The sequence below is a fragment of the Streptomyces sp. E2N166 genome (assembly GCF_003671715.1).
Lineage (GTDB): Bacteria > Actinomycetota > Actinomycetes > Streptomycetales > Streptomycetaceae > Streptomyces > Streptomyces thinghirensis.
The window spans coordinates 1-24,731 of record NZ_RAIF01000041.1; the positions used below are offsets into that span (position 1 = coordinate 1).

Sequence of the window (24,731 nt, forward strand, 5' to 3'; positions counted from 1 at the left end):
GGTGGGGTGGGTGGGCAAGGTCATTGGGTGACTGGCCGGGGCACACTGAGGAGCGCTGCGGTCGCTGAGACAGTGACGCAGCGGTCCGGGGCGGTCGCGTACTCCTGCCGATGCTGCCGCCGCCCCGGGCCCTTGCCCTCGCCGAGGAGGTCACGCGGCCAGCTGGTGCGTGGGGCGGGGTGCGATGTAGGTGGAGGGATCGGCGGGCGTGCCGTCCCAGCACTCCAGGCAGGAACCGAGGGTGCGCAACGGCAGGACGTAGTGGTAGCGACGCCGGCACACGGGGCACGTGCTCCGGGCAGCCATGGCGGCGTCGAGGGCGGCCTCCCGCGCGAGGGTCATGGGGCGTACCGGTTTCGCGAGGTCGACGCGGTACAGGTACGCGAGGCGCGTGCAGGCCCGTAGCGGGCGAGTGGTGCAGGCCTTGCAGCGCAGGATGGCGACGGGAGCGTGGCCGCCGGGCCGCAGTCCTGCGGCACGCAGCTGGCGGCGCGTGGCGAACTCTTCTGCCGGCGCGGTCCCCCAGTCGTACTCGGGCAGCCCCTGCGGTAAGCGGGGGTGCGCCTGACGAGGTCGGCGGCGGGTCCGGGTGGTCACCGCGGCGTCCAGGAGCGGGGCAGGCAGCGGGGGCGCTGCGGGTAGCGGGGGCCGGGAAGCTGCGGGCGTGGCCGGCCGATGCGGCGGCGCGGGCGGACGATGAGCACGGGCGGTACCTCCAGGCGTCGGTGAACAGCACCGCGCCCCGCCAGATGGCCAGCGGGGCGCGGTGCTAGACGGGAGCGGTCAGGCGGTGTTGCCGAGAGCCGTGGGCATGCCGGGCGTGGTCGGGGCCGGGGTGCTGTGGCCCGGGCGCGGGTGCTGCGGCTGTTGGTCAGCCACGCTGCCGGAGTGGCTGCCGAGCATGTAGCCGATCACCAATCCGGTGACGCCGAACACCTTGTGCCGGTTCGCCTGCCACCAGGTGGGCGGGGTCGGCTCCCGCAAGACGCCTATGACGGCCACGAGTTCTCCAATCGGTGGGGGACAGAGTTAGTGGTGCATGAGGCCGGGCGGCCTGACCGGCCCTCGCACGACCGCGCGGCAGCGGGTGGGCGAGGGCCAGGCGGAGCGTCCGGCGATCAGTAACGACATGCGAAGGGCCCGCACCCCGGCGTTCCGGGAGGCGGGCCCAACAGTCGTAGAGGCGTCAGAGGTCAGACGGCAGCGGCTTCCCAGTGTCAGCGTCGTATGCGGTACCGGACGGCGACAGGCGGATCGACCGGGACTCCGCTCGGGCCCCTTCCTTCCAGTCCTTCCCACCGATCGCCACCCGGACCGTCACATCAGCGAGAGGGTCCTCGACCGGCACAGCAATCTCGGGGTCCTTCGGGAACCAGTCGCCTTCCTTGACGCTGCTGGCGCTCTTCTCAGACGCGTCGATGCGCAAGTACTTGGCATCCCGGTCGAAACCCGAGCTGAGCACCACGATGACCCGGTCCCTATCTCGGGTCCAGCGGGCCACCACGTCTGCCTTGACGCCGTCGACGTTGAGTTCGGCTCCCGACCTGCCCTTGTACGCGGCGGCCTTCTCCTTCTGTTCTTCGCGGTGCTGCTCGCTGTCGGAGGCCTGCCACACGCCCGCTGCGGTAATGGACAGGGCAGCGATCGCGGCGACGTAGGGCCAGGCGCGCCGCCGCGCCTTCACCGGCGGTACGTAGTCAGCGGATGGTTCGGGCTTGACCGGGTCGGGGCCGCGGTGCCATTGCGGTGACGCGGTATCACCCTCGGTCTGCTCGAACCATTCGACGTCTTTCCCCATGCGGGCGACGGTAGCGCGCAGTTGTATGGCTTGGTCAGGGCTTCCGCACAGTTCCGCCACCCGGGCCCGGGTCGACAGCCAGGAGATGGCCTGGTGGGAGTTGATGCCGTGGGCGGCGATGTCCGCGCGCTCCCCGAGGGCGGCCAGGTCCGCGGCCTCACTGCACCGGCCGTCCCGGGCAGCTGCGAGGACGTCGTGGTGCCGGGTGTCGATGACGTTGGGAGGCATCTCCCAATCCCACTCGCTGTCACGGCCGGTGCCGTCCTGCTCGACGGACGTGAGCCAGGGGCCGCCGTCGTGCTCGACAGGGACGAGCCAGTCGGTGTCGTCCTGGCCGTCGTCGCTGTCGGCGTCCAGTGCGTCGGCGGGCGCGGCGGTGTCCTGGTCTGCGGCCAGGGCCTGCTGTGCCATGCGGCGCCGGGAGGAGGTGTCGGTCAGCTGGGCTTCGTCCTCGCTGATGACCGTCTGGATGATGTCGACGTAGTCGGGGCCGACCTTCCATACGGCCTGCCCGGGGTCCAGTGTCGGGATCCTGTCGACTGCCCAGGCGGGCAGACCCAGCAGGGCGCCGACGATGGCGGCCTCTTCCGGCCCGAGGCGTCCGATGTGGGCGACCTCGCACAGGCGCGCCAGGTCCTGCGCCTTGCCGTCGCCGAGGTCGGACAGCGTGTGCATCACGACGTCCAGCGACATCGCGGCCTTGCGGGAGTTCTTCAGCAGTCGCTGGATCAGTTCGCTGGTGGCTGGCGACAGGAGGATCTGCCACGCCTCTTCCAGGACCAGGTGGCGGTGGGCGGCGGTCGACTGCCGCAGCCACACGTGCTCTACCCAGCACGCCACCGCCGCCATCAGCGACGGGATCGCCGGGCTGTTGCGGTCCAGGCGGGAGAAGTCGAACGTGGTGATCGGCAGATCGGTGTCCGGAAGGCTGGCGCTGTCGCCGTCGAACAGGCCGCGCAGCGATCCTTCGGTGTAGCGGGACAGCGCGATGGCCGCGCCCTCGCCCCACTCGCTCAGCTTCGTGGCCGGCCACCGGCCGTCCTCTGGCTCCACCAGGGCGTCCACCAGGCCGTTGAGAGACGTTGCCTTGGGGTGGTTGAGAGCGTGCTGGAGTGCGTGGGTGGCCTGGTGGGTGAGGGCGCCGGGCTCCACGGCGGCGATCAGCGACCGGACGAGCTGCTCGCGGACGTCGGGCGGGAACATGTCGCTGACGGGGTTCAGCGTGAAGGAGCCGGCCTCGATGATCTGGCCGCCGAGAGCGCGGGTCAGTGGCGCCCACTCGCCGAAGTTGTCCTCGCCGAAGCTGTCGATGACGACGTACTGGTGGCCGTGCTCGAGAATCTCGCGGCGGCCGCGGACTTTTGCCGTTGTCGACTTGCCGGAGCCGAGTCCGCCCAGGGCGAGGCTGTTGGTCGACGGCAGGACGGCGGCCTCGGCCATGACGGGGGAGAGGTGGAACGGCCGGCCGTCCAGCAGCGACCGCCCGATCGGGATGCCGGGGAACCGGGCGCTGGAGGCGACGAGCGGCGCGGTGATTGCGGCGTGGCTGGAGGGCAGGCGAATCACAGGATGGCCCCTTTCCTGGTGGAGGCTCCGTGCGGGGTGGTCATCACGTGAGCACGGTGCTGCTGGCCGATGAGCCAGTCGAGACGGAGGCGGTGCCGGTCGGCCATGAGGGAGGCCTGCCACCGGGCGTCCGCGATGGCCTCGGGAGTGTCACACCACACCGTCAGGTAGGCGTCGATGTCCACGAGCGTGGCGCCCTGGACGAGCGCGCCGTGCATCGCGCTGTTCGCGAGGTCGTGTGAGTCCTGCTTGACCTTGTCGGTGACGAAGGCCTCGCTGGCGGCGCGCTGCCACTTCGCGGAGCGGCGGGACTGGCCCGTCGGCAGCGGCCGGTACAGAACGGCCAGCGACCGCTCGGTGGCACCCTGGCCCAGCAGCAGCTTCGGCATCAGGTCGCCGCCGGTCTCGTCGGGCCAGGCGGTGATGCGTGCGGTCGCCGCGTGACGGCCGTCGTCCAGGGCGACCCAGCCCGGACCCCGCTCGGTCACGACGGGCAGCGGCTCCGGCTCCACCAGCGTCAGTGCGCCGAGACTGGCGAACTCGTGCGCCAGGGTGTCGACGACACGGGCGGGCTGGCCGACCAGTCCCTTCGGCACGTGAACGGAGATCGTCTGCGCGTGGTCGGTGTAGTCATCCACGCGGGTGTGGTGCGTGACGTGCACCTGGATGCCTGCGCCGCGGGCCTGGTCGCCGGCGAAGGCGAGGGCGCGGGAGAACGCCTCATGGAAAGCGGCCCTCTGCTGCGGGTCCTGCATGGTGCCGTGCTCCGGGTACAGCGTCCACGTCGTGGTCGCTCCCGCGCCGTTGGCCATGGTGTCCGGGGCGGTACGCTCCCGCAGTCGCCGGTAGCCGACGGCCGCCCACCGGGCGAGGGAACGCGGCCCGGGTGCGAGGTTGAGCAGCGCGGCGGCGGCGCCGACCGCTCCGAACGTCCAGATGGGGGGCGGGGTGAGCATCGCCGACATCAGGACGGCTCCCCCAACGCCCGCGTTGGCTTTCGTCAGCAGAGTCTCGGCAGGGCTCAGACCGCGCTGCAGAGCGGGCACGCGGTAGCCAGGCGTCAGGGAGTACACGGCATTTCCTCCTCAAAGGATGGGGCCGGCCCCGGCGTTCACCCACCACCGTCCAAGGACGGGAGAGGCGAACACCGGGGCCGGGATCGAGGGTTATGGGTTGGTCGACGGCGGGGCAGCCGAGGGAGCAGGAGCCGGCGCTGGAGCGGGGGTCGGCCGCGAGGCGGGCACCGCAGGTCCGCCAGGCGCAGGCGAAGCAGCCGGCCGCACTTGCTTGCGTGCCTCTCGGATCCGCTCGGTACGGGCCCTGTCCTGCCGGGTCTTCTCGATGACTGACTCGGTCGTCAGCCGTCCCGGCCGCTTCGGCTGCTTGACGCCGTAGGCGGCGAACAGAACGCCACGGTCCTGGGTCATGGCGCGGCGTGGGGTGTCCACTGTGCGTCGCCTGCGCTCCGTGTTCTCCTGCTCGTAGACGTCCGGGGCGCCAGCACGAACGACCGCCCGCGCCAGCGGGTTCTCGGTCCTGCGCTCCACCGCCGCCCTGGCGGCGCCGGCCACCTTCGGCCCGAAGTACGGCACACCGTGGAAGATCATCCGCAGCATCAGGGCATCCGCGGCGACCAGTAGGACGGCGTCCATCACGAGCGACCCTTCTGTCAGCTTCACGAACGGGCTGACCAGCAGGAGTGCCATCGGGGCGAACATCAACCCCAGCAGCCGCTGTGCCCACGCCTTGACCGCAGACGTGTCGCCCCCGCGGGCCAGCGATGCCAGGACCACGGGAGCCATGCAGACGAACACGAGGATGCCGAGATTGCGTGACATGAACACCAGCGCCGCGAAGGCGAGGGCGACCACGAGAGCAGCGAGGATCAGCAGCACCGCCAGCGGGTTGTCCGCGTCTGCTGCGTTGTCCATGTCCTCGGAGATCGCGCCGAACAAGGTCGACTCGCTGCTGTCGAACGCGGCGGTGAACGCGGCGCTCACGGCCTTGTTCAACATCATCACTACGCCCGGGACCGATGCCATGCCGGCGACGGCCGCGAGCGTCCACCCAGTTGACGCGCCCATTTGCTTCAGGCGGGGGGCACCCTGCCATGCGGTCAGGGCACACACGACGACAACGCAGATGAAGATGGCGACGGCCAGGTGCTGGCCCAGCCACAGGAACTGCTGGTAGATCCAGCTGTCTGCCTCTTCCGGCGCCCACGTGCTGTCCGGCGCCACCAGCCCCTTCAGCTTCCTGATCAGGCTTTCAGCGAGGTCGCGGACGTTGCTCGCGGCGCCGTCGGTGAGGCCCTGGCCTCCGCCGGCGGGCGGCCCGCCCTCATCGGGTGGGCCGCCGCCGTCGTTGTCCCTCACGCAGTACTCATAGCCCGGCGTGCCTTTCAGGGCGTCGCACGGGTCGGCTGCCCGGTAGGACATGCGATCAGCCCTTGGCTTCGGTCACGGTGGAGAACATCGTGTCGCCGTACAGCGCGAGGATGACGGCGACGAACAGCGTGCCCACGGCCAGGCTGCCCTTGCGGAGGGCGCCCTTGGGGTCGCTGTGCGCCGTGAACATCATGCGCACGGCGATGATGGCGATCACGGCGGCGATGCCCTTGGTGACCAGGCCGCCGCCGGTGAGGCCGATGGTGTCGAAGAAGTCCTGGAAGCCCTTGGACATGTCGACGGGGGCGGCGATGTTGAACTTGCGCATCAGATCTCCTTGTTGGTGTGTGATACGGGGCGGCCAACGCCGAACAGGTCGGTCATCGTGTCCATGGGGGAATAGCGGACCTTGGTCCCGGGGCGGGGCGCGTCGATCATCCAGCCGCTGCCGACGTAAATGCCGACGTGGTGAATACTGGCGGCGCTCTTTCCGTAGAAGACGAGGTCTCCGGGCTTTACCTCTCCGGGTTTGACCGGCTCGGATGCCGCGTATTGTGCGGCTGCCGTGCGGGGCAGGTTGATGCCTGCTTTCGCGTAGGCGTAGAGGGTGAGACCGGAGCAGTCGAAACCGGCGATGGATGTGCCGGATCGGCCGCTGGGGGAACAGCACGTGCCGGTACTGGGACCGTTTGCGTTTCCCCCGCCCCACGAATAGGGGGTGCCGATCATTTGTTGTGCCGCGTTGATGGCGGTGACGGCCTGGTCCGTGGTCGCTGTCTTTCCACCGCCGCCGCCCTGGTTGGCGAGTGCGGTGATGGACCGGACGTAGTTCTGTGTTTCCTCGAAGGGCGGTATGCCTCCGGCGTCGCGGACGGCTTGAGGTCCTGCGTTGTATGCGGCCAGCATGTTGGCCTGCTTGTCACCGGGGACGTCTTTGACGTCCTTGGCGATGGTGCACAGGTATTTGGCCGATGAGGGGATGGCGTCTTCGGGGTCCAGCACGTCGCGTTTGCCGTCCCCGTTGCCGTCGATTCCGTGGGTTTCCCACGTGGACGGCATGAACTGCGCGACTCCCTGGGCTCCGACCTGTGAGCGCGCTTCCGGGTCGAAATTCGATTCCTGTGTGAGAAGCGCAGCGAGCAGGTTCGGTGTGACCTCGGGGCAGGTGTTACCTGCCTCCTCGATCAGGCTCTTGTATTCAGCGGGGACGGCCATGCTGAGGGCCGTGCTCACCGGGTTGTCGCCGGCGTCCTGGACGAGGGCGCCCAGGACGACGGCCGCGGTCGCTCCAACGCCGATGGTGACGGCTGTGGTGCTCCTCAAGAGCGTTTTCCCTCCTTTCCCGGCTGTGGGGTGTTTTCGCAGGTCAGACCCGCCTGGCGGTCCGCCATGGGTCCGCCAGGCGACCGTCATGGACCGCCACGGGTCCGCCATGGGTCCGCCAGGATGGCGGTGGCATGGCGGTCGGTGGCGGTGCTGTGGCGGTGCGCTGGCGGTGCCGTGCGGCGGTCACGAGTCGGACCGCGCGAAGGCGATCAGATCGTCCAGGAGGTAGCCGCGGCCCTGCGAGTTCTTGTGGGTGGGAGGGCCGCCCAGAAGCTCGTTGAGCTTCTTTCCGCGTTTTGCCGGATCGTCTTCCAGGATTCCGAGGGCGGGCGCCATGTCCGGTGTGGTCATGAAGTCCACGCCCTTGCTTCGCATCAGGTCGATGGCCTGTCGGAGCGGGGTTTCTTCCGGAAGTGATTCCACGTGCTTGGCAATCTTTTCGTCCACCACGCTCCAGATGAACTCATCTTCGAAGTTGAATCCCCGGATGAGTGTGGAGCGCCCGTTGGCGAAGAGGACGGCCTGACCTTTGATGTCCGGGTCGAGGAGTGCCGGGTTGATCGGTGCGACCGTTTCGAAGTAGGTGTCGCCGAGAGCAACCTTGGCAGTTCCCGCCGATGCCACGTAAAGGCACATTCGGTAAAGGAACTGGTCCCGCACCTCTACGGGAATTGCGTTCATGGAAGGGCGCTGTGTCATGAGCACCGTGGAGATGCCGGATTCCAGGGACTTGGAGACCAGCTGCCGTGTGTCGTTGGTGATCTGCTTGGACTGGTCCTTTTCTTCGTTTGTGGCTCCGGAAGCGAAGAAGTCGGCCGCTTCGTCCACGATGAAGATGACCGGCCGGAATTTCGGTCGCGGTTGCCGGTTGCGGATGGCTTCCTTGATTTTGGCGTACCGGCTGTCCGAGAGGTCATTCAGTTCCCGGACCATGTCCCAGAAGACGGCCGGGTCGTCGGACGACTCGTAGCGGGTGGCGATCGGTTCGAACCTGGTCAGCCCGCAGAATTTGCCGTCGAGCAGATACAGGTCGAATTCGCCGTACGCGATCAGCAGGCAGGTAATGAGCCCGTTGACCAGGGTTGTTTTGCCCATCTGCGTCATGCCGGCGACCAGCAGCGACGCTTTGTCGAAGGTGGGCACGCCGCCGAGCTGGCCGGTGACGTCGTGGCCGAGCGGCACGCCGGCGAACGTCTCGATCGCCTGCCTGGTCGGGGCCGGGAACGAGTGGGTGAAGGGAGGTTCGTGCAGCTTGAGGAGCTTGACGCGGCGTTCGTTGTCGCGGCTGCGCTCCAGCGTCATGTGCAGGCGGGTGACGCCGAACATTCCGGCGATGGTGCCCAGACGCTTCTCCACGTCCTCGTACGTGCGGCCCTTGGGGACCAGGAAGTCGTAGACGTCGCCGGTCTGCACCGATCCGGTCGTGACCTCGTCGGCCCGGATCACCTGGCTGGCTCCGATGGCGCCGGCCGTAGTGAGCGCCGCGGTGAGCTCCGGGTGCGCCACGACGACCTCAGCGTCCGCCAGCGGCGCTTCCAGTCCGGCCGCCGGGGCTTCCTGTCCAGCGGCGGGCGCTTCCTGCGGGGACACTGCCGCGGGCTGGGCCTCGCGCGTCCTGGACGTGGTCCCGGGCTGTCCCTTGTGCGCCCACAGGCGCATGACGAGCGTGCGGGCCTTCCAGGCTCCGTAGCCGAGCACGACCAGGGCGCCAGCGGTGAGCAGCACGGTGGCCGGCCAGGACAGGCCGAGCTTGTCCTTGATGGCGGCTAGGCAGCCGAAGGCGATGGCGAGGACGCCGATGCCGCCGGCCGCCTGCCCGTAAAAGTCGTCGCTGGCCTGGGCTTTCTTCTTGCTCACACCCCCTCCTTTCTGATCTTGAGCACGCGAGCGTAATCGCACATGTACTCGATTTCCTGTGGTTTTGATGGTGCTCGCCGGGTCTGCTCCCTCGGGTCTGCGAACGCAAGATCCGCTCGCCGGGTCACTCGCCGGGTCTGCACTGGTCGACTGCGTTTTCGCTTCCGGCAGTCGCAGCAAGGGCCAGCCCGCACGGCGGGCTGGCCCTCACTGGTGGTGCCGGACAAAACGGGGCGTACGCCCTCTTGTTGGTCAGGCGTCCGTGTCCTCGGTCTCGTCGTCGGTCTCGGAGTCCTCGGAGTCGGCCGGCGTCTCGGTCCGGCCTGCTGCGGTGTTCTCTTCCTTCGCCCTGAGTGCGACCCACGAGCGGCGCACCCGCTTCTCGCTGCCGACGAATCCGTCCTCGCGGAAGGTGGCGACGGCCTGGCGGTAGGACAGCGGCGGCTCGTCGCGGTAGCGCAGATGGCGCAGCACGACGTCCAGCTGTCCGTCGGTGAGCTGTTCGCCGGGCTCGGGGGTGGGCACGCCCGTGACGCTGGCGAGCTGTTCGAGCGTGACGCGGTCTCGGTCGGTGTCACGGCCGGTACGCCGTGTGCCCTCGCCATTGCCCACGCCACCGCTCTGACCTGCGTGACTGCCGCTGCCGTCCGTGTCGGGGGCGTTACGGTCGGGGCCAGTGAGGGCCGGGGGCGTGGGCAGCGCGGGGGCGCTGGGCCTCCACGTGCCCAGTTCCGGCAGGCGGATGGAGGCGACCGAGGCGGGCAGCGCCTTCTCGGTGACCGTCTCCTGCGTGGACTGTGCCTGCTGGTGCAGGGCCTCGGTGGTGGTCTGCTGCGCCTTCAGCACCGACCTGCGGTACCTGGTCTCCGCCTTGGCCACCTGCGTCTCCAGCTCGGTGGCCAGCTCCAGCAGCTCGATCCGGTGCGAGGCCTCCGCCTCCATCTCCTCCAGCCGGTCGTCGACCTCCTGGCGCTTGGTGTCGAGGGACTGCCGCGTGCCGACGGACACCTTTCGCCCGAGCGACGGCAGCACCCACCACCAGGCGAACTTGGTCGCGACGATGGCCACCGGGGTCAGGACGTAGGCCAGGTCGAATTCGCCGGGCCCGGACATGACCAGGTGGGCGGTCGGGATGGCGGCGTTGATGGCCGTCAGGGCGAGGCCTGCGAACTGAACACGCCGGGCGCGGCGGCGGTTGTTGCCCGCCAGGATCTCCGTGGCCTGGAAGACCACCCACAGCGCGTCCAGAGCGCCGATGGTCGGCACTGCCCACGCGCCGAAGCGGGGTTCGAGGATGTCGTAGGAGACGGCCACCGACAGGATGGCCACACCCAGGGTGATGACTCCCAGGATGGCGAGCACCGTCGCGCGCGGGGACGGCCTCCCCAGGGGCAGCTTGGTCTTGTTCACGCCTGTTTCCCTTCTGGTCTGGTGCGAGTGGTTGCCGTCGCAGTCCTCAGCGGGCCAGCAGAACGGCAATGACGACGATGAGCGGGCTGGCCATGCCCAGCAGGTAGACGAAGCGCACGGGTCCCCTTTCCGGATCGGTTGGCGGGTCAGTGGGTGGCGCCGGACAGGCGGCTGACCTTGGCCAGGTGCTGCTCCTGCTCCTCGATGAGGCGGTCGACCTTGGCGGCGAGCCCGTCGCGGAAGTAGCCGCCGAAGCCGTCGCCGATGTGCCAGTCCTTGGCCTCGGGGTAGCCCGCCTCGGCGAGGGCCTGACTGTGGCCCAGGTCGGCGTACAGGTGCCGGTACTGGGCGTCGGCGATGTCGACCGCGCGCTTGTCGAACCGGGCGGCGGCGGCGCGGGTGCGGTCCTGCGCGTCGATCAGGCGGGAGATGGCGGCCGGCCATTCCCGGCCCGCCTCGGCGGTGCGCAGGTAGGCGTAGGCCGCTTCCAGGGCCTTCGCCTCCCGCTCGTACGCCCGCCAGCGCTCCGGGGCGCCCTGGACGACCCGGCGGAGTTCGGCGACGTAGGCGGCGTCCTGCCACCTTTTGCCCGCCTGCTGGTACAGGTCGTCCAGGACGTCCCGCGCGACCGTCCGGATGCGGTGCTCGGTCTGATCTTCCGACTCGGGCACGTAGTTCAGCCGCGGGTCGTCGTAGTACGACTGCGACTTGGCCGGCTCCTTCTCGTGGCCGGTGAACGGCGCGAATTCGAAGGTCACCCGGCCGTAGGGGGTCGGCTCGATCTTCCGCAGGTACGGCGGCAGGTGCGGGGTGATGCGGTCGAGGACCTGCTGAAACGGGACCGAGAAGGTGTCGGGCATGTCGTCTCCTTGGCGGGATGCGGGGGTGTTCGGACGTGGTGCGGCGGGACCGTCCGTCGGGGCGGTCCGTTCCTTGCGCGGCAGCCCGAAGTCGTCCAGGGGCGCGCGTAACGGGATGGTGTGGGCGAACATAGGAACCTCCCAGCGGACAGACGGAGCGCGACTGCGCGGCTCCCCTGGACCGCGCCCGGACCAGCCACCGCGTGGGCGGGGCCAGGCCGGGCGGGTCAGGCAGCCGTCAGGCGGCGGTGGCGGGCCGGTGATCGGTGCTGTAGCCGCGGGCGACCAGAGCGGCGGCCAGGTAGTCGGCGGCCTCGTCCTCGTCGATACGCAGCTGATGCCAGGCGAAGGCCAGGCAGGCGACCTGCGCGGTGGTGACCCGCCCGGGCCCGTCCGAGGACGTCACGGCCGCATCCCGGACCAGATGCTTGGCAACCCTCATCAGGCGGATGTGGCGCTGCCTGTCACGCATCTTCTTGAGCATGTCTGGACCCTCCTGACGTATGCCGGGCTGTCCGGCTCCCCTCGCCTCGCCCGTCTCGGCCGCCAGGAGGCAGCCGAGACGGGCGTGGGAGGCAACCGACAGAGGTGGCGGTGTCGGCTGAGCGGGATGGCTCAGCGGGCGTTGCGCTTGCTGCGCTGGCGTTCGAGGTAGGCGTCCTGGCGCCGCTCGAACACCGTCCCCAGCCGCTGCCCCTCAAGGCAGCGGCTGAAGTTCGTGCACGCGGGATCGGTGCAGGTGGTGCGGTGGTCCTGGTAGGCGGCGAGGGCCGCCAGGTAGCGCTGGTACAGGGCGTCAGGCACGCGGTGCTCTTTCGTGGTGCCGGCGGGGCGGGTGGAGGTCGTCGACGCGGTGTCCTGCCTCCCACGCTGCGGCGGCGGCCACAGCGGCGGCCGCGAGCAGCAAGCGGGTCAGGGGGTGGCCGATGCCGACGTGGGAGGCGGCCCGGGCCGCGCAGTGCTGCGCTGCCCGGGCCGCGTGTATGAGGTGCGGCATTCAGAGCCCGAGGGCCTGGCAGGCGTCGCACGTCCACGCCGTAGGCGCCAGCCGCGTGCTCTGCGTGCCCGTCGGCAGCGGTGCGGCACCGAAGACGCCACCGCACACGTCGCACTGCAAGTTGCTGCGCGGCGCGGCGGGCGCTGACGCCGGGCGGGCACTTGCTCGGGTCGCAGTTCCACTTGCCGCACAGCGGGCAGGAGTCGCCGGCCATCACAGGGCGGTGCAGGGTGAGCACCGGCTGCCGCTCGTAGCCGGGCAGCATCTCCTGGAGGGTGCGGCGCGCGCGGCGCGTGGTCGGGACGCGGCTGTCGGCCTCGTGCACCATCCGGGCCAGGAGGTCACCGAGCTGCCGGTGCGCGACGGAGGTGCAGGGCCCGGCGTGGAAGCCGCGGCACGGGGGGCACCAGTACTCCGGGTTCATCCCGGCCCCTGTCGCACGGGCCACGGGGCGTGTCATGATCGCTGCGGTCATTGGGATGCTCCAATCCTGTTGACCGGACAGCCCCGGAGCTCTCACCTTCCGGGGCTGTCACCTTGTGGCTGACCGGACGGCCCGCCACGGCCCGCCTCCCACCCCCGACGCTCTGGTGGGGTGGGAGGTGGACCGTGGCGGGCCGTCAAGCAGCCGGGGCGTACTCGGTCCGAGCGGGCCGGACCAGGTAGTCGGACGTCGTCCAGACGGAACCGACCACGAAGGGGTCGCCGTCGGGGCGCAGCGTGTCGCGGACGATGAGGGCCCATCGAGCAGCGGCCCGGCGCAGCAGCTGCGCGGCGTCCGTCGGGTTGGTGATGAGGGCCAGAACCTCGAAGCGCCCGTCCGTGTTGGAGTAGATGGCTCCCGGGAGGCGGGGGCCGATCTCGTCCTGGACGCTCGGGCGGGGTGGAATGCTGTGCATGCGGGTCGTCCTCTCCCAAGAAGTGACCTGCGACAAGAACCCCCAGGGCGGCATCCCTGGGGGTTCGTCGCACAGCCCGCGGTGGTCCGGATGGACAGCGGGCGGTTAGTGCGTCCTGCGCACTCCGCCGGCCACCGCCCAATCCGTGCAGGGGAGCGGTGGCCGGCGGGCAGCGCAGGGCAGCGGTCAGGCAGCGGTGATATGGACCGGCTCCCTCGGCACCTGCGGGCCGCGGTAGTCGGAAAGCGTGCCCGCCCGGCGCGTACGGCACATGTTGTTGGCGTCCTCGACCGCCGTACCGGAACGCTTGGCAAGGGCGGCCGCCGGAGCGGTGGTGTCGTCGCGGTGCCGTGCCCACTCGGCCGCCGTACGCTGCGCCGCCACACTCGACCGGTGCCGGGCAATGAGCGTGTCAACGCGGGCCTCGTTCATATTCACGCGGTCGCGCTGCTCCTGGCCCCGGCTCAGCAGCTCGTACTGCGCGGCGAGCCGCAAGCCGGTGATGCAGCGATACGTGGCACCGCAGCGCCCAGCCACCTGCTTGATCTTCCGGCACTCCTTCGGGCACTTCTTTCGGCACCGGCACTTCGGCCGACACTGCTTGAGGTGCTCGCGGTAGGCGTCCAGTACAGCGGCCGCGTTCGGGGCCGGCCGGGCCATCCTGGCAACCGGCGTAGCCGGAGTCTGAATCGGCTTGTGGTGCTGACGGGCCGAGCGGCGGCCGGTCGCCGTGCTGTCGGCGGCGAGCAGCTTCTCGCCCCACTCCTCAACGGTGATGTCGATGGTGATGCGCTGCGCACTGCCAGGGCAGCGGGGGCCACCGGTCGGCTTGTCGCCGTAGTAGCGGCGCTCGCCGGTCCGCGGGGCGTCGATGCTGGCACGGTGCGGCTTGATCATCGACCGGGTGAGGCGGTGCCAGGTGTCGCAGTCCGGGCAGACCGCGAGCGGCGGTTCGCCATCGCGGAGGTTGAGGTGCTCGGGCCGCATGGTGCTGGCCTTGATCGGTGTACGTCCGTTGTGACGCATCTGGTGTCTCCCTTGCTGCTGCGTTCTCCGCCGGCCAGGAGTCAGAGCACGTCCTGCTCCTGGTCGACGGGCAGCGCAACGGCTGCGGGTAGCGCACCTGGCTGTGCTCCGGGGACCTCGTGGTTCGTCACCTCGGCCGCGCATGTAAGCGACGGTCAGCCAGACGTATGAAGTTGACGCATACCAGGTTGCTCCATCCAACTTGCGATGGACTGGCTGCTGGGAAGAGGTTGGCATAGTGTGGCGACTAGGTCAACAACCAACGCAATATGGATGAGCCCATGTTGCGTTGGTTGTTGCATAGGGGTTTGCCGAGTGAGAGAGTGCACCCATGGCACACACGTCATCGAAGTACCTGGAGCTAGCGGAGGCGCTAGCCGAAGCGGTCCGAAGAGGGGAGTACGCGCCTGGCGACCGGTTCCCCACCGTGGTGGAGCTGGCCAAGGCGCACGCTGTGGCCCCGAACACGGCCTCGCGGGCAGTGCAGGTGCTCAAGGAGCAGGGTCTGTTGTCGGGAAAGCCTGGCGGCACGACTCGCGTGCGAGTGCAGCCGATTCACCAGGTGAGGGTGAACACTCGCTACCAGGCCGAGAAGGATCTGGTGCTAGAGCCCGAGGAAGTGAGAGGCAACTTCGGCGTAGCAGAGTCGGACCACGGCGTTTCCGTGTCGACGATGGAAAACCACGTGCGGCTCGACGTGGTGCCCGCTCCGATCGACGTGGCTGAGGCCCTCGGTGTGGCACAAGGAACCCTGGTCCTACGCCGCATCGGCACGCGTCGTACCAAGCAGGGCGCCGGCATGGGCAAGTCCGTCTCGTACATGCCCCATGACCTCGCCAGCCAGAACCCTGACCTGTTCGACCCTGAGCGCGAGCCGTGGCCCGGCGGCGCTCAGCACCAACTCCACACCGTGGGCATCGAGGTCGACCGCATCGAGGACCGGGTCACAGCGGCCATGCCAACGGACACGGAAACGGAGGAGCAGGACATTCCTCCGGGAGTGCCTGTGCTCCGTGTAAGGAAGATCTCGTATTCGACGGACGGTCAGGTCGTAGAGGTAACAGATATTCCTCTGCCCGCGGATCGCGTGGAACTCCGGTACGTCACACCACTGAAGCGATGGTCATGAACCGAATTATCAGCGTGGTAACGCCTGTCTACGACGGCGGGGCAAAGTACCTGCGCGAAGCCTATGAGTCCGTGAGGGACGAGCGTGCCCGCCTGCCAGAGGGCTGGGAGGTGCAGTGGCTCGTCCAAGAGGACGGGACCACAGGCAGGCCACTTGCCGTCATCCCGGAAGAGCCATGGATCTCAACTGGGATGGCCAGCAAGGGCGGTGCTGGAGTCACCCGAACGATGGCTCTGCCGCGAGCGACGGGCGAACTGGTCCGCACGCTGGACGCCGATGACGTGCTCCTCCCGGGAGGCCTCGCCCGGGACATCGCCGCTATGGAGGCGCACCCTGAAGTCGGGTGGTGCATCTCCGCCGGGTTGGATCTCCTGCCGGATGGGTCCATGGTGGCGGGGCCGTACGACCCGCCAGAGGGACCTCTCACCTACGAGACGTTGCTTACCGCGTACGACGAGGACAACTTCCCCGTGATCGGTACGCATCTGACCGCGCGTACGCCACTGCTGCTCGCGGTGGGGGCCTGGCCGGCGATCCCAGCATGGGAGGCAATCGCAGCCGTCATGCTCTGCGCCGCCGTCTCAGACGGGTGGATGATCTCGACCCCGGGAGGCATCTACCGGAAGCACCCCGACCAGACGACTTCTCAGTCCGCATATGCCGAGGTCGCTGACCTGGATCAGCTCCGGGCCATTGTCCGAGCACAAGTAGAGGCGCTTCGTCGCACCGGCTGGCGCTGGCCGTAGCGAGAACCGGAAGGTCGCGACAGCGCTCAAATCCGAGCGACACGCGGTCAGCTGACCTGGCCCGAGTGAAGAGTTTTGTATAGTTCTGGATCACGTGAGGAGAGGGGGAGCCTTGTCTGAACTACTAGACGCGGTCGATGCTCTGCTTGTGCGACCGGACACTCTGCCTCCGCCGGAGATCCGCGCGCGGCTGCGCAAGGCGGACGGTCTCACCCAACAGGAAGTGGCCGACGTTTTCGGAGTCACTCGCGTCGCCTTTAACCGTTGGGAAGTCGGAGCGGCCAAGCCGCGGCGGCGCCACCTAGAGGCGTACGCTCGCCTGCTCGCCGGATGGGCAGCCAAGCATCCAGCCGCCGCCGTTCGGATACGAGGTGACAAAGCTATGAGTTCCCCGTAATGCGAAGCGGCCCCTGTCGCCACAACAGGAGCCGCTTCCAAGTCCGACTCAATCGAGCTAGCAACCCTTGAGTCGTGATCCGGTGAGGTGACCTCGCCGGGGGTGATGCCCGTGAGCCTTGCGGCCCTCGTGGTCACCTCTACCCAGAGTATGCGCCAGAGATTGCGCAACGCCACTACTCCGGGTCTTCTGTTCGGTCACATCCACTGATCATGGCTCCCCTACCTGGGGAGATGACTCCTTGCACAGCCAGCAACACCTATCCGGTAGCCGTCACGTGGACGAGTCGGGGCGCCTGACAGCAGCAAAGGCGCCCGTCAGCGGCGTCTCGGTCCCGCGACACATGGGCGTCGGAAGCGACCTGGTACACACCCTCGACTACGTCGTGCTGCTGCAAGTCATGTTCAACCTGGCCTCTTCCATGGAGTCCACGCCGCTGAGTGTCTGGAAGCAGCTCCAGGAACGCGGCATCCGCTCTGCCAAGAACGCGCGGGAGCTGGTCGGTAAGAACGCCGTGTACGAGTCGTTCGCCCGGCTCCTGGACGCCGGATACGTGCGCCGGACACAGCTGCCGCACCCGACCAAGCCCGGCCGTAAAGGCCCGGTCGTCTACGAGGTCTACGACAACCCGGCCTGGAACCCGGACTGGTCGCCGACCTCTCCGGGAGCCGAAGATCACGACGAGGTAAAACAGCAGGTCGCAACGCTTCCCGGAACGCCGGAACCGTCATTCGGGGAAGCAGGTAAAACAGCAGGTCAGAACGCTTCCCGGAACGCCGGAAGCGGTAACAACGGTTCCGGCGTTCCGGGAAGCGGTAAACGGCATGTTCCCGCAGGTCAGAACGCGTCCCGGGTTCCGGGAAGCGGAATCGTCTCCCCCCCACACCCCCCGGGGGAGGAGGAATCCTCCTCCCCTACCCCTCACCCCCGTCCCTCAAGTTCGCTTCCGTCACAGCGGGAGGAGGGGCCGGAGTTCTCTCCGGAGGAGATCTGTGCGGCTGAGGACTTCCTCCAGCAGATGCGGCTCTGGCAGGCGGGGGCGTCCACCGCCCGCAGCTGTGCGCCGAAGCTGCTGCGCACGATGCGTCAACAGGGCTGGCCGTCACTGGTCGATGCTGGCGCCGACTACCTGGCCCTGCTCGAAGCGGAGGTCCTCAAGAACACGGGCGGTGCGGCGTCCTGGACCAAGTGCCTGCCCGGTTGGGTACGCGACCTGCGCCGCTACGCCCTGGTCCGCCCGCAGCCCGCATCTGCTCCCGCGCCGGGCGGCAGCACGCGGCCGACGGCGGCGCGCGACGTCATCGAGGCCTGCACGGCGTGCGATGAGTACGGCTGGCTGCTGGACGACGACGACGACGCCCCGCAGCGGCGATGCACGCACCCCGGCGTCACCCGCAGCGAAGTGGAGGCGGCCAAGTGACCGTGACCCTGGACCAGGAACGGGCCGTCTCCGTGGAAGCCGAGAGCCGTGCACTGGGGGCCTGCCTGATGGCGACCCCCTCGTACGACCCGGTCGCCGACGTGGCCCGCGCCGTGCGCGAGGCCGACTGGCACGAGCCCGCGCACGAGCTGGTGTGGCTAGCCGTCCAGCGGCTGCACGGCGCCGGCCGCCCGACCGGAGTGCCTGCGGTAGAGGCGCAGCTGCGCAGCACCGGCGACCTCGAGCGCGCCGGTGGCGTGGTGGGCCTGTCCCGGCTCGCGAGCGAGGCCTGCTCGGCGGCTGAGGCTGGCCACTACGCCGACCTTGTCCACGGGTATGCCCAGGTGCGCCGCTACCAGCAGGCGCTGGTGCGCGGCATGCAGGGCGCTCGCCAGGCAGACCCGCTGTCGGTGCCGGAGACGATCGCCGCCCACCAGGCGGAGCTGGAGTCCCTGGCCGTCGACGACCAGGACGACGACACCTTCGGCCGGTTCGGCGACCACCTGGACGCGCACCTGGACAGCCTGGCCATCTCCGTCCCACCTGCTGCCGTCACCGGGTTCACCGACCTCGACATCCTGATGAAGCTGATGCCCGGCCAGATGATCCTGGTCGCCGCTCGCCCGGCCATGGGCAAGTCTGCGTTCGCGCTCGGAATCGCCACCGCCAACGCCCGCAAGGGCGGCCCGACACTGGTGCACAGCCTGGAGATGGGCCGTGCCGAGGTCAGCAACCGGATCCTGTCGGCTCGGGCCCGGGTGGCGTTCCACCACATCCGCGACGGCGTCGACAGCCTCACCCAGGACGACTGGGACCGCCTCGACCGGCACGCTCCGGAGCTGAAGGGCCTGCCGCTGTGGATGGACTACAGCGCCCGCGTCAGTCCCGCCCGCATCCGCTCCCGCATCAAGACCGTCATCCGCGAAACCGGCCGCGCGCCCTTGGTGGTGGTCGACTACCTCCAGCTGATGCAGACCGACCAGCGCAACGCCCGGCAGTCGACCTACGACAAGGTCACCGAGATCAGCCGCGAACTGAAGATCCTCGCCTCCGACACCGGCGCCGTGATCATCGCCCTGGCCCAGCTCAACCGCGGGCCCGAGCAGCGGCAGGACAAACGGCCGGCGGTCAGCGACCTGCGCGACTCCGGCGCCCTGGAGCAGGACGCCGACGCGATCATCCTGCTGCACCGCGAGGACTACTACGAGCCCGAGTCCGCGCGGTCCGGCGAGACCGACCTGATCGTGGCCAAGCACCGCAACGGGCCCACGGCCACCGTGACCGTGGCCCACCAGTTCCACTACAGCCGCCTGCGCGACATGTCCGGTGCCGAGGAACCCGACCTCTAGCCGCCCTGGACGCCGCTGTGCGGCGTGATCACGGGCGGGTCGGACAACTTCCCCAGCCCGCCCGTGATCACCCCTCAGCGGCCCGCACAGCCGATCATGAAGGAGAGCAGCCCTCATGGGCATCATCGGAGACGGCCTCAACCGCGCCGTGCAGGGCGCGTTCACCCGGCCTATCCCCAAGTCGGCCGGGGCGCAGGTGCGCTACCTGGTCAAGCAGCTCAAGGGCACCCGCGCGGTAGCCGGTCTGCTCGGCGTCTCGCAGCGTACGGTGGAGCGCTACGTGAAGGACCAGATCCGCCGACCGCGCGCCGACCTCGCGCAGCGCCTGGAGGACGCCGTGCGCCAGCGCTGGCAGCCCCGCGTCCGCGACCGCGCCCGCAAGCAGGCCGCCAGGAGCACCGGTCTGGTGGTCGATGCCCGCGCCCGCTTCGGCTTCACCGCGGCGCCCGGCACCACCGACGACGCCCGCATGCGCCACCTGACCATCGCCCTGACCCCGCACTACGCGGCCCGTCTGTTCGATGCCCAGGACGCCGGCGCCAGCGAGCAGCAGCTCCGCGACATTGCCGCCGAGGGACTCGGCGAGATGTACTTCCGCGACGGCGGCAGCCGTGCAGCCGGACTGGAGATCCAGTTCACGGACGTCGAGCACGTGGAATTCGACCTGTAGCGCCCGGTGGAAGTGGCCGGCACCCTCAGTCCGCCTGAGCGGGTGGCACGGGTGCCGGCCGACCCAAGACACCGCCCAAGGGGCGCGTGCTCGGATGGCAGCCTACCGCGCCCCACCCGAGCAGTAGCCAAATCACGTACTGTTTTCTTGATGAGTTCCCGGTGGTTCGCCGGACTCTGGAGGCCCTCATGATCCGCGCCGGACGCCAGCACCTGGTGCGCACCCTCGCCGACATCGCCGCGCAGCAGGGCATCGCCGTACAGACCTTGCTGAACTCCGGCCAGCACCAGGCCGACGACTTCCCCGCGCCGTTGAACGCGGGCCGCACTCGGCTCTACGACGGCGAGCAGGTCGACGCGTACCTCGCCGGCCTCCCCGTCCCCGAGCTGCCGACAGCGGACGACGACGAAGACCTCCTGGACCGCCAGGAGGCCGCCGCACTGCGCGGCGAGCCCCTGTCAGTGTGGGACCGCCGCAAGAAGGAGGCGGCCGTCAGCGAGCACCTGGTGCGCGTGGGCGGGGTCGAGCACTGGCCCCGCCGCGTCGTCCGGGATTACACCCCCTCGCCCCGCCGCCGCACCAGCGGCAGCGGCGGGGGCGGCCGGCCCACTGGCGCCGGGGACCAGGTCCCCCGCGACCAGCTGCCCGCGCGAGTCGCGCAGCTCCTGGACGCCGACCCCGCCCTCACCGCGGCGGCCACTACCGACCGCCTCGGCGTACACCGCAACACCGCGCAAGCCGCACTGACTCAGTGCCGCGCGCAGCGGTTGGCCGACGTCATGGAGCAGTGCGCACTCACGGCAGCACAGGCCGCCGCCGCACTCGGTTACCCCGCTGGCCAGACCCGCCGCGCCGGCGTCCGCGCCGAAGCTGTCCTGCGCGGCCGCCAGGCACGCCCCTACCTCGCCGCCGTGGCCCAGGCCCTGCACGCACGCGGCTGGAGCTCCACCGACACCCCGCCCGCCGTCCAGCACCCCGAAGACGACGTCTGCATGGCCGCGTTCGTCCTGGACGCCCCCGCGGCGCCGGCCCCCGCTCTGGTGTGGTCCGAACGGCACGGCTGGCGCACCGCGCCCTCGCGCCGCCACCCGTTCGGTCGGGGCGCAGCATGGCCCCCACCCGGCGACGGCGTGCGACACCTCGCCACCGGCCTAGCCCCCGCGCCTACCGACCTTGTGAAGGCCCTTTTGAGCATCGACTGAGCCGCTGGAACGTAAATGCTCCGTACGCGGGCTCACTTGGTTGCGGGCAAGTCGAGCCAGCAGAGCGGGCGGCACCAGCAGCCATCATCCGTGTTCACCGACGAGAGATCCCTGCCATCAGTACCGTGGTCCTCATGGGAGAGCTGGGTATAGCGCTCATTGCGGCAGGAGCCGCACTTGCCGGTAGTGCGCTCACGGGTTGGTTCACGATCGCTGCTGGACGACGCCAAGCAGCAGCGGCCCGGTATGCCGGCGACGAGCAGGCGCGTGCCGTAATCGACACGGTGAACCGGACCCTTAATGAGCAGCGTGCCGCCCGCGCTGAGGAAGCGCGGCGGCAGGTGTACAGCCAGTTCCTCATGGCGTTCAACGAGGCGCTGCACCTTCTTAAGCCTCGCAACCCGGCTTCGGCGAGGCGCAGCGGGATTGAGAAGGTCAACACGCTGTACAGCCTCGTCGATCTCGAAGGCCCCGAGGACGTACGCGTAGCGGCATCGGCCATGAGAGAAGCACTCCTGGGCCTGGCCGAATTACTCGATGACTACAACCGGGATAGCGCGGGCGCTTACGACTGGGAAGTAGAGCGCTGCGACGACTCACGCTGCGATTTCCTCGCTATCACTCACGCGGTTCTCCACCGTGGTGCGTAGGCCGTGATGCAACGTGGGCGCCCTGGACAAAGACGCAGGGCGCAGCGTCAGTAGTAGGCGCGCGGATTTGACGGCTCTCATGGGCGACTAGTTCCAGTTTGGGAGTGGCGGGCCGGGGCCCGGCCGCCGCGCCGCGGGGGCGTGCCCGGGTGCTGCGCACCCGGACCGCGCGCTGCGCGCGCTCACGCCCGGGGTGGGGGCCAGGACGTCGGCCGCTGCGCGCCCGACCGCGCGCTGCGCACGCTCGCCTTGCCCCCACCGCCGCCGGGCCCGCTGCGCGGTCCTACGGCGGGCCTGCCTGGTCCCGGGGCAGACGCTGCGCGCCGCCCCGCCGCCTGCGGCGTCCGGACAGGCAGATTCTCACCGCTGCGCGGTGCGAATGAGCGGCGCGGCGGCCGGGCCCGGCCCGCCACTCCATATGGGTTGACCTGCGGAAACTCGGCGAAAGTGATCGCCTGAGTAGCTAAATTGCGATACACTTTTCTTGTTGGTCGGCAGTGGCAGTCGAACGACACCCAAGATCACCACACCCTGAAAGGGGACACTCATGTCCGCAGCAGGCTTCGCCCTAATTCTCCGTCCGGACACCTCCTTCCAGATCATCGAATGGCCTCGCGAATCCGCCGCCGGCCTCCGCAGCCTCTACACCGAAATCGGCTGCACCAACGTTGCCGTTGTCGACCTTTCCCTCACTGGCTGTTCTCTATCCGTGCGGGTGGTCGGCTGGGGCTCGAACAGGGTGCTGGTTTGGGTGAGTTGTCGGGTGCTCGGGCATGAAGGAAGGGCCTCTTGGTAGCTCGCGGATGTCGAGTCCAGCGAGGAGCAAGAGGCCCTGTTGTCGAAGTGTCGCGTGGTCGCAGTGGCCGGGTCCAGTCCGTCCACTCCTGGGTGTGACTGTCTCGCCCACAGGTTCGGGAACGCGGCCGACCGCCCGGAGCGCCGGCCCCGGTACGGCTCGGACATGAGCGATGCCGAGTGGGCAGCGGTGCGGGATCTGCTGCCGGTGCCGGGATGGCTGGCGGGCCGGGGCGGGCGGCCGGAGGGCTACTGCCACCGGCAGATGATCGACCAATGCCGCGAAGTTAAGGCCCCGATGGTGCCGTCAAGGGTTCGGCGAGCGGGATCTTGTAGGTGCAGGGGGCTGTGCGGATGAGTCGGTTGTTGCGGGTCCAGTAGCAGAGGGGACTGCTGCAGGGTTGGGTGACATCTGACCTGGCTCGCTGAGATGCGGCCTGGAAGGATGTTGCAGTGCCCAAGCCGTATCCGAAGGAGTTCCGCGAAGACGTCGTGCGGGTCGCACGCAACCGCGAGCCCGGCGTCACGCTGGAACAGATCGCCGCCGACTTCGGCGTCCACCCGATCACGCTGTCGAAGTGGCTGCGCCGCGCCGACACCGACGAGGGCGCCAGGCCCGCGACGACGTCGGGCGAGTCCGCCGAGCTGCGCGAGGCCCGCAAGCGCATCCGGCTGCTGGAGCAGGAGAACGAGGTGCTCAGGAGGGCTGCGGCGTATCTGTCGCAGGCGAACCTGCCGGCAAAATGATGTACCCGCTCGTCCGCGAGCTGGCCGCCGCCGATGCCCCTCACCGGGTGCCGGTGGCGGTGACGTGCCGGGTGCTCGGACTGGCCCGCCAGCCCTACTACCGGTGGCTGGAGCGGCCGGTCACCGATACCGAGCTGTCCGAGGCATACCGGGCCAACGCCCTGTTCGACGCGCACCGCGACGATCCCGAGTTCGGGCACCGCTTCCTTCTCGACGAGGCCCGCGCCGCCGGTGAGCCGATGGCCGAGCGGACTGCCTGGCGGATCTGCCGGGACAACGGCTGGTGGAGTGCCTTCGGCAAACGCAGGGGCCGCGGGAAGAACGCCAAAGCCGGGCCGCCGGCCCACGATGACCTGGTGCGGCGGAACTTCACCGCAGACGGGCCGAACCGGTTGTGGCTCACGGACATCACCGAGCACGTGACCGGCGAGGGCAAGCTGTATCTGTGCGCCGTCAAGGACGTGTACTCCGGCCGTGTCGTGGGCTATTCCATCGACGCCCGGATGAAGTCCCGCCTCGCGGTGGCCGCGCTGGAGTCGGCCGTCGCCCGCGGCAGCCTCACCGGGGCAGTCATGCACACCGATCACGGGGCCCAGGGCGGATTCAACCGGTCGCCGCCGTCCTCACCCGGCACGGCCTGGTCGGCTCAATGGGCCGGGTCGGGGCCGCCGGCGACAACGCCGCCATGGAGAGCTTCTTCGCACTGCTGCAGAAGAACGTCCTCGACCGCCGCGTCTGGGCCACCCGCCAGGAATTGCGGATCGCGATCGTTACCTGGATCGAGCGGACCTACCACCGGCGCCGACGGCAACGACGCCTGGGCCGATTGACCCCCGTCGAGTACGAGACCATCATGACCCCACCCGCAGCTCTGGCTGCATAAACCGCCGCTGTCACCCGATCATGCAGCAGTCCCCAACACCCTGACGATGGGCGAGGGAAAGGATTAACCGTCGGCCGCACCGGGTGACCAGTGGTGTCGCTGAGGCGGGAGTGGATCGGCCAGGGGCCCCTCCCGGTGCCGCGCAGTCAAGCGTCGGCCGGGTTATGGCCGGCGGGGCAGTCGAGTTCCGCCCAGACGGTGTGGCCCGTGGGGCGAGACTGGTCGCCCCAGGCGAGGGAGAGCGCGTCGACCAGCCACAGACCGCGGCCGTCCGTGGTCAGGCCGCCGGAAGGGTGCCGCCACTTCGCGCGGACCAGGTCGACGTTGAGCGCCGTGCCGGAGTCGGTGACACCGATCCGCAGGCATGGGCGGTCCCGGCGGTCGTCGAGTGTGAGCGAGACGGACACGGGTGGCCTGCCGTGCCGGAAGGCGTTGCCCAGCAGCTCGCTGACGATGAGGGCGGCGTCGTCGGCGAGTTCGCCGGTGCCCCAGCGGTCCAACTGCTCACGGATGTCCTGGCGGACGGAACCCAGCACGCTTGTCGCGGCGCTGTCACGAACTTCACAGGAGCCATTCATGGTGGTTCACCCTTTTCTTCCTACTGGTTATTCGTTGCG

Annotated in this window: 23 protein-coding genes and 1 pseudogene; 9 read left to right on the top strand and 15 right to left on the bottom strand. The window is 69.3% G+C overall.

Annotation, left to right across the window (positions count from 1 at the left end; genetic code table 11):
- Positions 1 to 150: 150 nt before the first annotated feature.
- From EBH09_RS37000 to EBH09_RS39725, 14 genes are all read right to left on the bottom strand, one after another.
- On the bottom strand, positions 151 to 597 hold the full coding sequence (locus tag EBH09_RS37000) for an RRQRL motif-containing zinc-binding protein (protein WP_121751282.1): 447 nt from the start codon (positions 595 to 597) through the stop codon (positions 151 to 153).
- A 186-nt stretch (positions 598 to 783) separates the two neighbouring features.
- On the bottom strand, positions 784 to 1,002 hold the full coding sequence (locus tag EBH09_RS37005) for a hypothetical protein (protein WP_121751243.1): 219 nt from the start codon (positions 1,000 to 1,002) through the stop codon (positions 784 to 786).
- Positions 1,003 to 1,186: 184 nt separating this feature from the next.
- Positions 1,187 to 3,364 (bottom strand): hypothetical protein, encoded by a 2,178-nt coding sequence (locus tag EBH09_RS37010; RefSeq protein ID WP_121751244.1) that lies wholly within the window; start codon positions 3,362 to 3,364, stop codon positions 1,187 to 1,189.
- Positions 3,361 to 4,437, bottom strand: a complete 1,077-nt coding sequence (locus tag EBH09_RS37015; RefSeq protein WP_153182782.1) for a hypothetical protein — start codon at positions 4,435 to 4,437, stop codon at positions 3,361 to 3,363. Before EBH09_RS37015 ends, EBH09_RS37010 begins: the two co-directional genes overlap by 4 nt.
- 93 nt (positions 4,438 to 4,530) lie before the next feature.
- A complete protein-coding gene (locus EBH09_RS37020) occupies positions 4,531 to 5,739 on the bottom strand; it encodes a hypothetical protein (RefSeq protein WP_153182783.1) in 1,209 nt (402 codons plus the stop codon).
- 67 nt (positions 5,740 to 5,806) lie between these two features.
- Complete coding sequence (locus EBH09_RS37025; RefSeq protein ID WP_121751247.1) at positions 5,807 to 6,079, bottom strand: hypothetical protein; 273 nt, start codon at positions 6,077 to 6,079, stop codon at positions 5,807 to 5,809.
- Positions 6,079 to 7,074 (bottom strand): bifunctional lytic transglycosylase/C40 family peptidase, encoded by a 996-nt coding sequence (locus EBH09_RS37030; protein WP_121751248.1) that lies wholly within the window; start codon positions 7,072 to 7,074, stop codon positions 6,079 to 6,081. The genes EBH09_RS37025 and EBH09_RS37030 overlap by 1 nt, the downstream gene beginning before the upstream one ends.
- A gap of 186 nt (positions 7,075 to 7,260) precedes the next feature.
- A complete protein-coding gene (locus tag EBH09_RS37035) occupies positions 7,261 to 8,934 on the bottom strand; it encodes an FtsK/SpoIIIE domain-containing protein (protein WP_121751249.1) in 1,674 nt (557 codons plus the stop codon).
- Between the two features lie 252 nt (positions 8,935 to 9,186).
- Positions 9,187 to 10,344 (bottom strand): hypothetical protein, encoded by a 1,158-nt coding sequence (locus EBH09_RS37040; protein WP_121751250.1) that lies wholly within the window; start codon positions 10,342 to 10,344, stop codon positions 9,187 to 9,189.
- Positions 10,345 to 10,490: 146 nt separating this feature from the next.
- Complete coding sequence (locus tag EBH09_RS37045) at positions 10,491 to 11,204, bottom strand: hypothetical protein (RefSeq protein WP_153182784.1); 714 nt, start codon at positions 11,202 to 11,204, stop codon at positions 10,491 to 10,493.
- 238 nt (positions 11,205 to 11,442) lie between these two features.
- Positions 11,443 to 11,688, bottom strand: a complete 246-nt coding sequence (locus EBH09_RS37050; protein WP_121751252.1) for a hypothetical protein — start codon at positions 11,686 to 11,688, stop codon at positions 11,443 to 11,445.
- Positions 11,689 to 11,819: 131 nt separating this feature from the next.
- Positions 11,820 to 12,008, bottom strand: a complete 189-nt coding sequence (locus EBH09_RS37055; RefSeq protein ID WP_121751253.1) for a hypothetical protein — start codon at positions 12,006 to 12,008, stop codon at positions 11,820 to 11,822.
- Between the two features lie 813 nt (positions 12,009 to 12,821).
- Positions 12,822 to 13,100 (bottom strand): hypothetical protein, encoded by a 279-nt coding sequence (locus EBH09_RS37070; RefSeq protein WP_121751255.1) that lies wholly within the window; start codon positions 13,098 to 13,100, stop codon positions 12,822 to 12,824.
- Between the two features lie 186 nt (positions 13,101 to 13,286).
- Positions 13,287 to 14,087, bottom strand: coding sequence for a hypothetical protein (locus EBH09_RS39725; RefSeq protein WP_238697605.1), 801 nt, complete (start codon positions 14,085 to 14,087; stop codon positions 13,287 to 13,289).
- Positions 14,088 to 14,457: 370 nt separating this feature from the next.
- Here EBH09_RS39725 and EBH09_RS37080 point away from each other — a divergent pair, with 370 nt between their 5' ends.
- From EBH09_RS37080 to EBH09_RS37130, 9 genes and pseudogenes are all read left to right on the top strand, one after another.
- Entirely contained in the window at positions 14,458 to 15,255 is a 798-nt protein-coding gene (locus EBH09_RS37080) for a GntR family transcriptional regulator (protein WP_121751256.1), read from the top strand.
- A complete protein-coding gene (locus EBH09_RS37085) occupies positions 15,252 to 16,001 on the top strand; it encodes a glycosyltransferase family A protein (RefSeq protein ID WP_121751283.1) in 750 nt (249 codons plus the stop codon). Before EBH09_RS37080 ends, EBH09_RS37085 begins: the two co-directional genes overlap by 4 nt.
- 148 nt (positions 16,002 to 16,149) lie before the next feature.
- On the top strand, positions 16,150 to 16,398 hold the full coding sequence (locus EBH09_RS39730) for a helix-turn-helix domain-containing protein (protein WP_274595165.1): 249 nt from the start codon (positions 16,150 to 16,152) through the stop codon (positions 16,396 to 16,398).
- Positions 16,399 to 16,741: 343 nt separating this feature from the next.
- Entirely contained in the window at positions 16,742 to 17,818 is a 1,077-nt protein-coding gene (locus EBH09_RS39735; RefSeq protein WP_238697606.1) for a hypothetical protein, read from the top strand.
- Positions 17,815 to 19,167 (top strand): DnaB-like helicase C-terminal domain-containing protein, encoded by a 1,353-nt coding sequence (locus EBH09_RS37100; RefSeq protein ID WP_193776783.1) that lies wholly within the window; start codon positions 17,815 to 17,817, stop codon positions 19,165 to 19,167. Before EBH09_RS39735 ends, EBH09_RS37100 begins: the two co-directional genes overlap by 4 nt.
- Before the next feature lie 115 nt (positions 19,168 to 19,282).
- Positions 19,283 to 19,837, top strand: coding sequence for a helix-turn-helix transcriptional regulator (locus tag EBH09_RS37105; protein ID WP_121751259.1), 555 nt, complete (start codon positions 19,283 to 19,285; stop codon positions 19,835 to 19,837).
- A gap of 161 nt (positions 19,838 to 19,998) precedes the next feature.
- Entirely contained in the window at positions 19,999 to 21,039 is a 1,041-nt protein-coding gene (locus EBH09_RS37110) for a DUF6292 family protein (protein ID WP_238697607.1), read from the top strand.
- Positions 21,040 to 21,173: 134 nt separating this feature from the next.
- Positions 21,174 to 21,689 carry a hypothetical protein gene (locus EBH09_RS37600; protein WP_153182785.1) on the top strand — a complete coding sequence of 172 codons (516 nt, stop codon included), beginning with the start codon at positions 21,174 to 21,176 and terminating at the stop codon, positions 21,687 to 21,689.
- A gap of 1,248 nt (positions 21,690 to 22,937) precedes the next feature.
- Positions 22,938 to 24,114: pseudogene (locus tag EBH09_RS37130) on the top strand (IS3 family transposase).
- A gap of 146 nt (positions 24,115 to 24,260) precedes the next feature.
- Here the strand turns inward: EBH09_RS37130 and EBH09_RS37135 are convergent.
- Positions 24,261 to 24,650: an ATP-binding protein gene (locus EBH09_RS37135; RefSeq protein ID WP_238697608.1), complete on the bottom strand. Its 390-nt coding sequence runs from the start codon at positions 24,648 to 24,650 to the stop codon at positions 24,261 to 24,263.
- Positions 24,651 to 24,731 lie beyond the last annotated feature (81 nt).

Coding starts and splice junctions, on each gene's coding strand:
- EBH09_RS37050 (WP_121751252.1), bottom strand. CDS start 11,688: ATGCTCAAGAAGATGCGTGACAGGCAGCGCCACATCCGCCTGATGAGG.
- EBH09_RS39725 (WP_238697605.1), bottom strand. CDS start 14,087: ATGCGGCCCGAGCACCTCAACCTCCGCGATGGCGAACCGCCGCTCGCG.
- EBH09_RS37045 (WP_153182784.1), bottom strand. CDS start 11,204: ATGCCCGACACCTTCTCGGTCCCGTTTCAGCAGGTCCTCGACCGCATC.
- EBH09_RS39735 (WP_238697606.1), top strand. CDS start 16,742: ATGGGCGTCGGAAGCGACCTGGTACACACCCTCGACTACGTCGTGCTG.
- EBH09_RS37070 (WP_121751255.1), bottom strand. CDS start 13,100: ATGCACAGCATTCCACCCCGCCCGAGCGTCCAGGACGAGATCGGCCCC.
- EBH09_RS37105 (WP_121751259.1), top strand. CDS start 19,283: ATGGGCATCATCGGAGACGGCCTCAACCGCGCCGTGCAGGGCGCGTTC.
- EBH09_RS37025 (WP_121751247.1), bottom strand. CDS start 6,079: ATGCGCAAGTTCAACATCGCCGCCCCCGTCGACATGTCCAAGGGCTTC.
- EBH09_RS37600 (WP_153182785.1), top strand. CDS start 21,174: ATGGGAGAGCTGGGTATAGCGCTCATTGCGGCAGGAGCCGCACTTGCC.
- EBH09_RS37085 (WP_121751283.1), top strand. CDS start 15,252: ATGAACCGAATTATCAGCGTGGTAACGCCTGTCTACGACGGCGGGGCA.
- EBH09_RS37080 (WP_121751256.1), top strand. CDS start 14,458: ATGGCACACACGTCATCGAAGTACCTGGAGCTAGCGGAGGCGCTAGCC.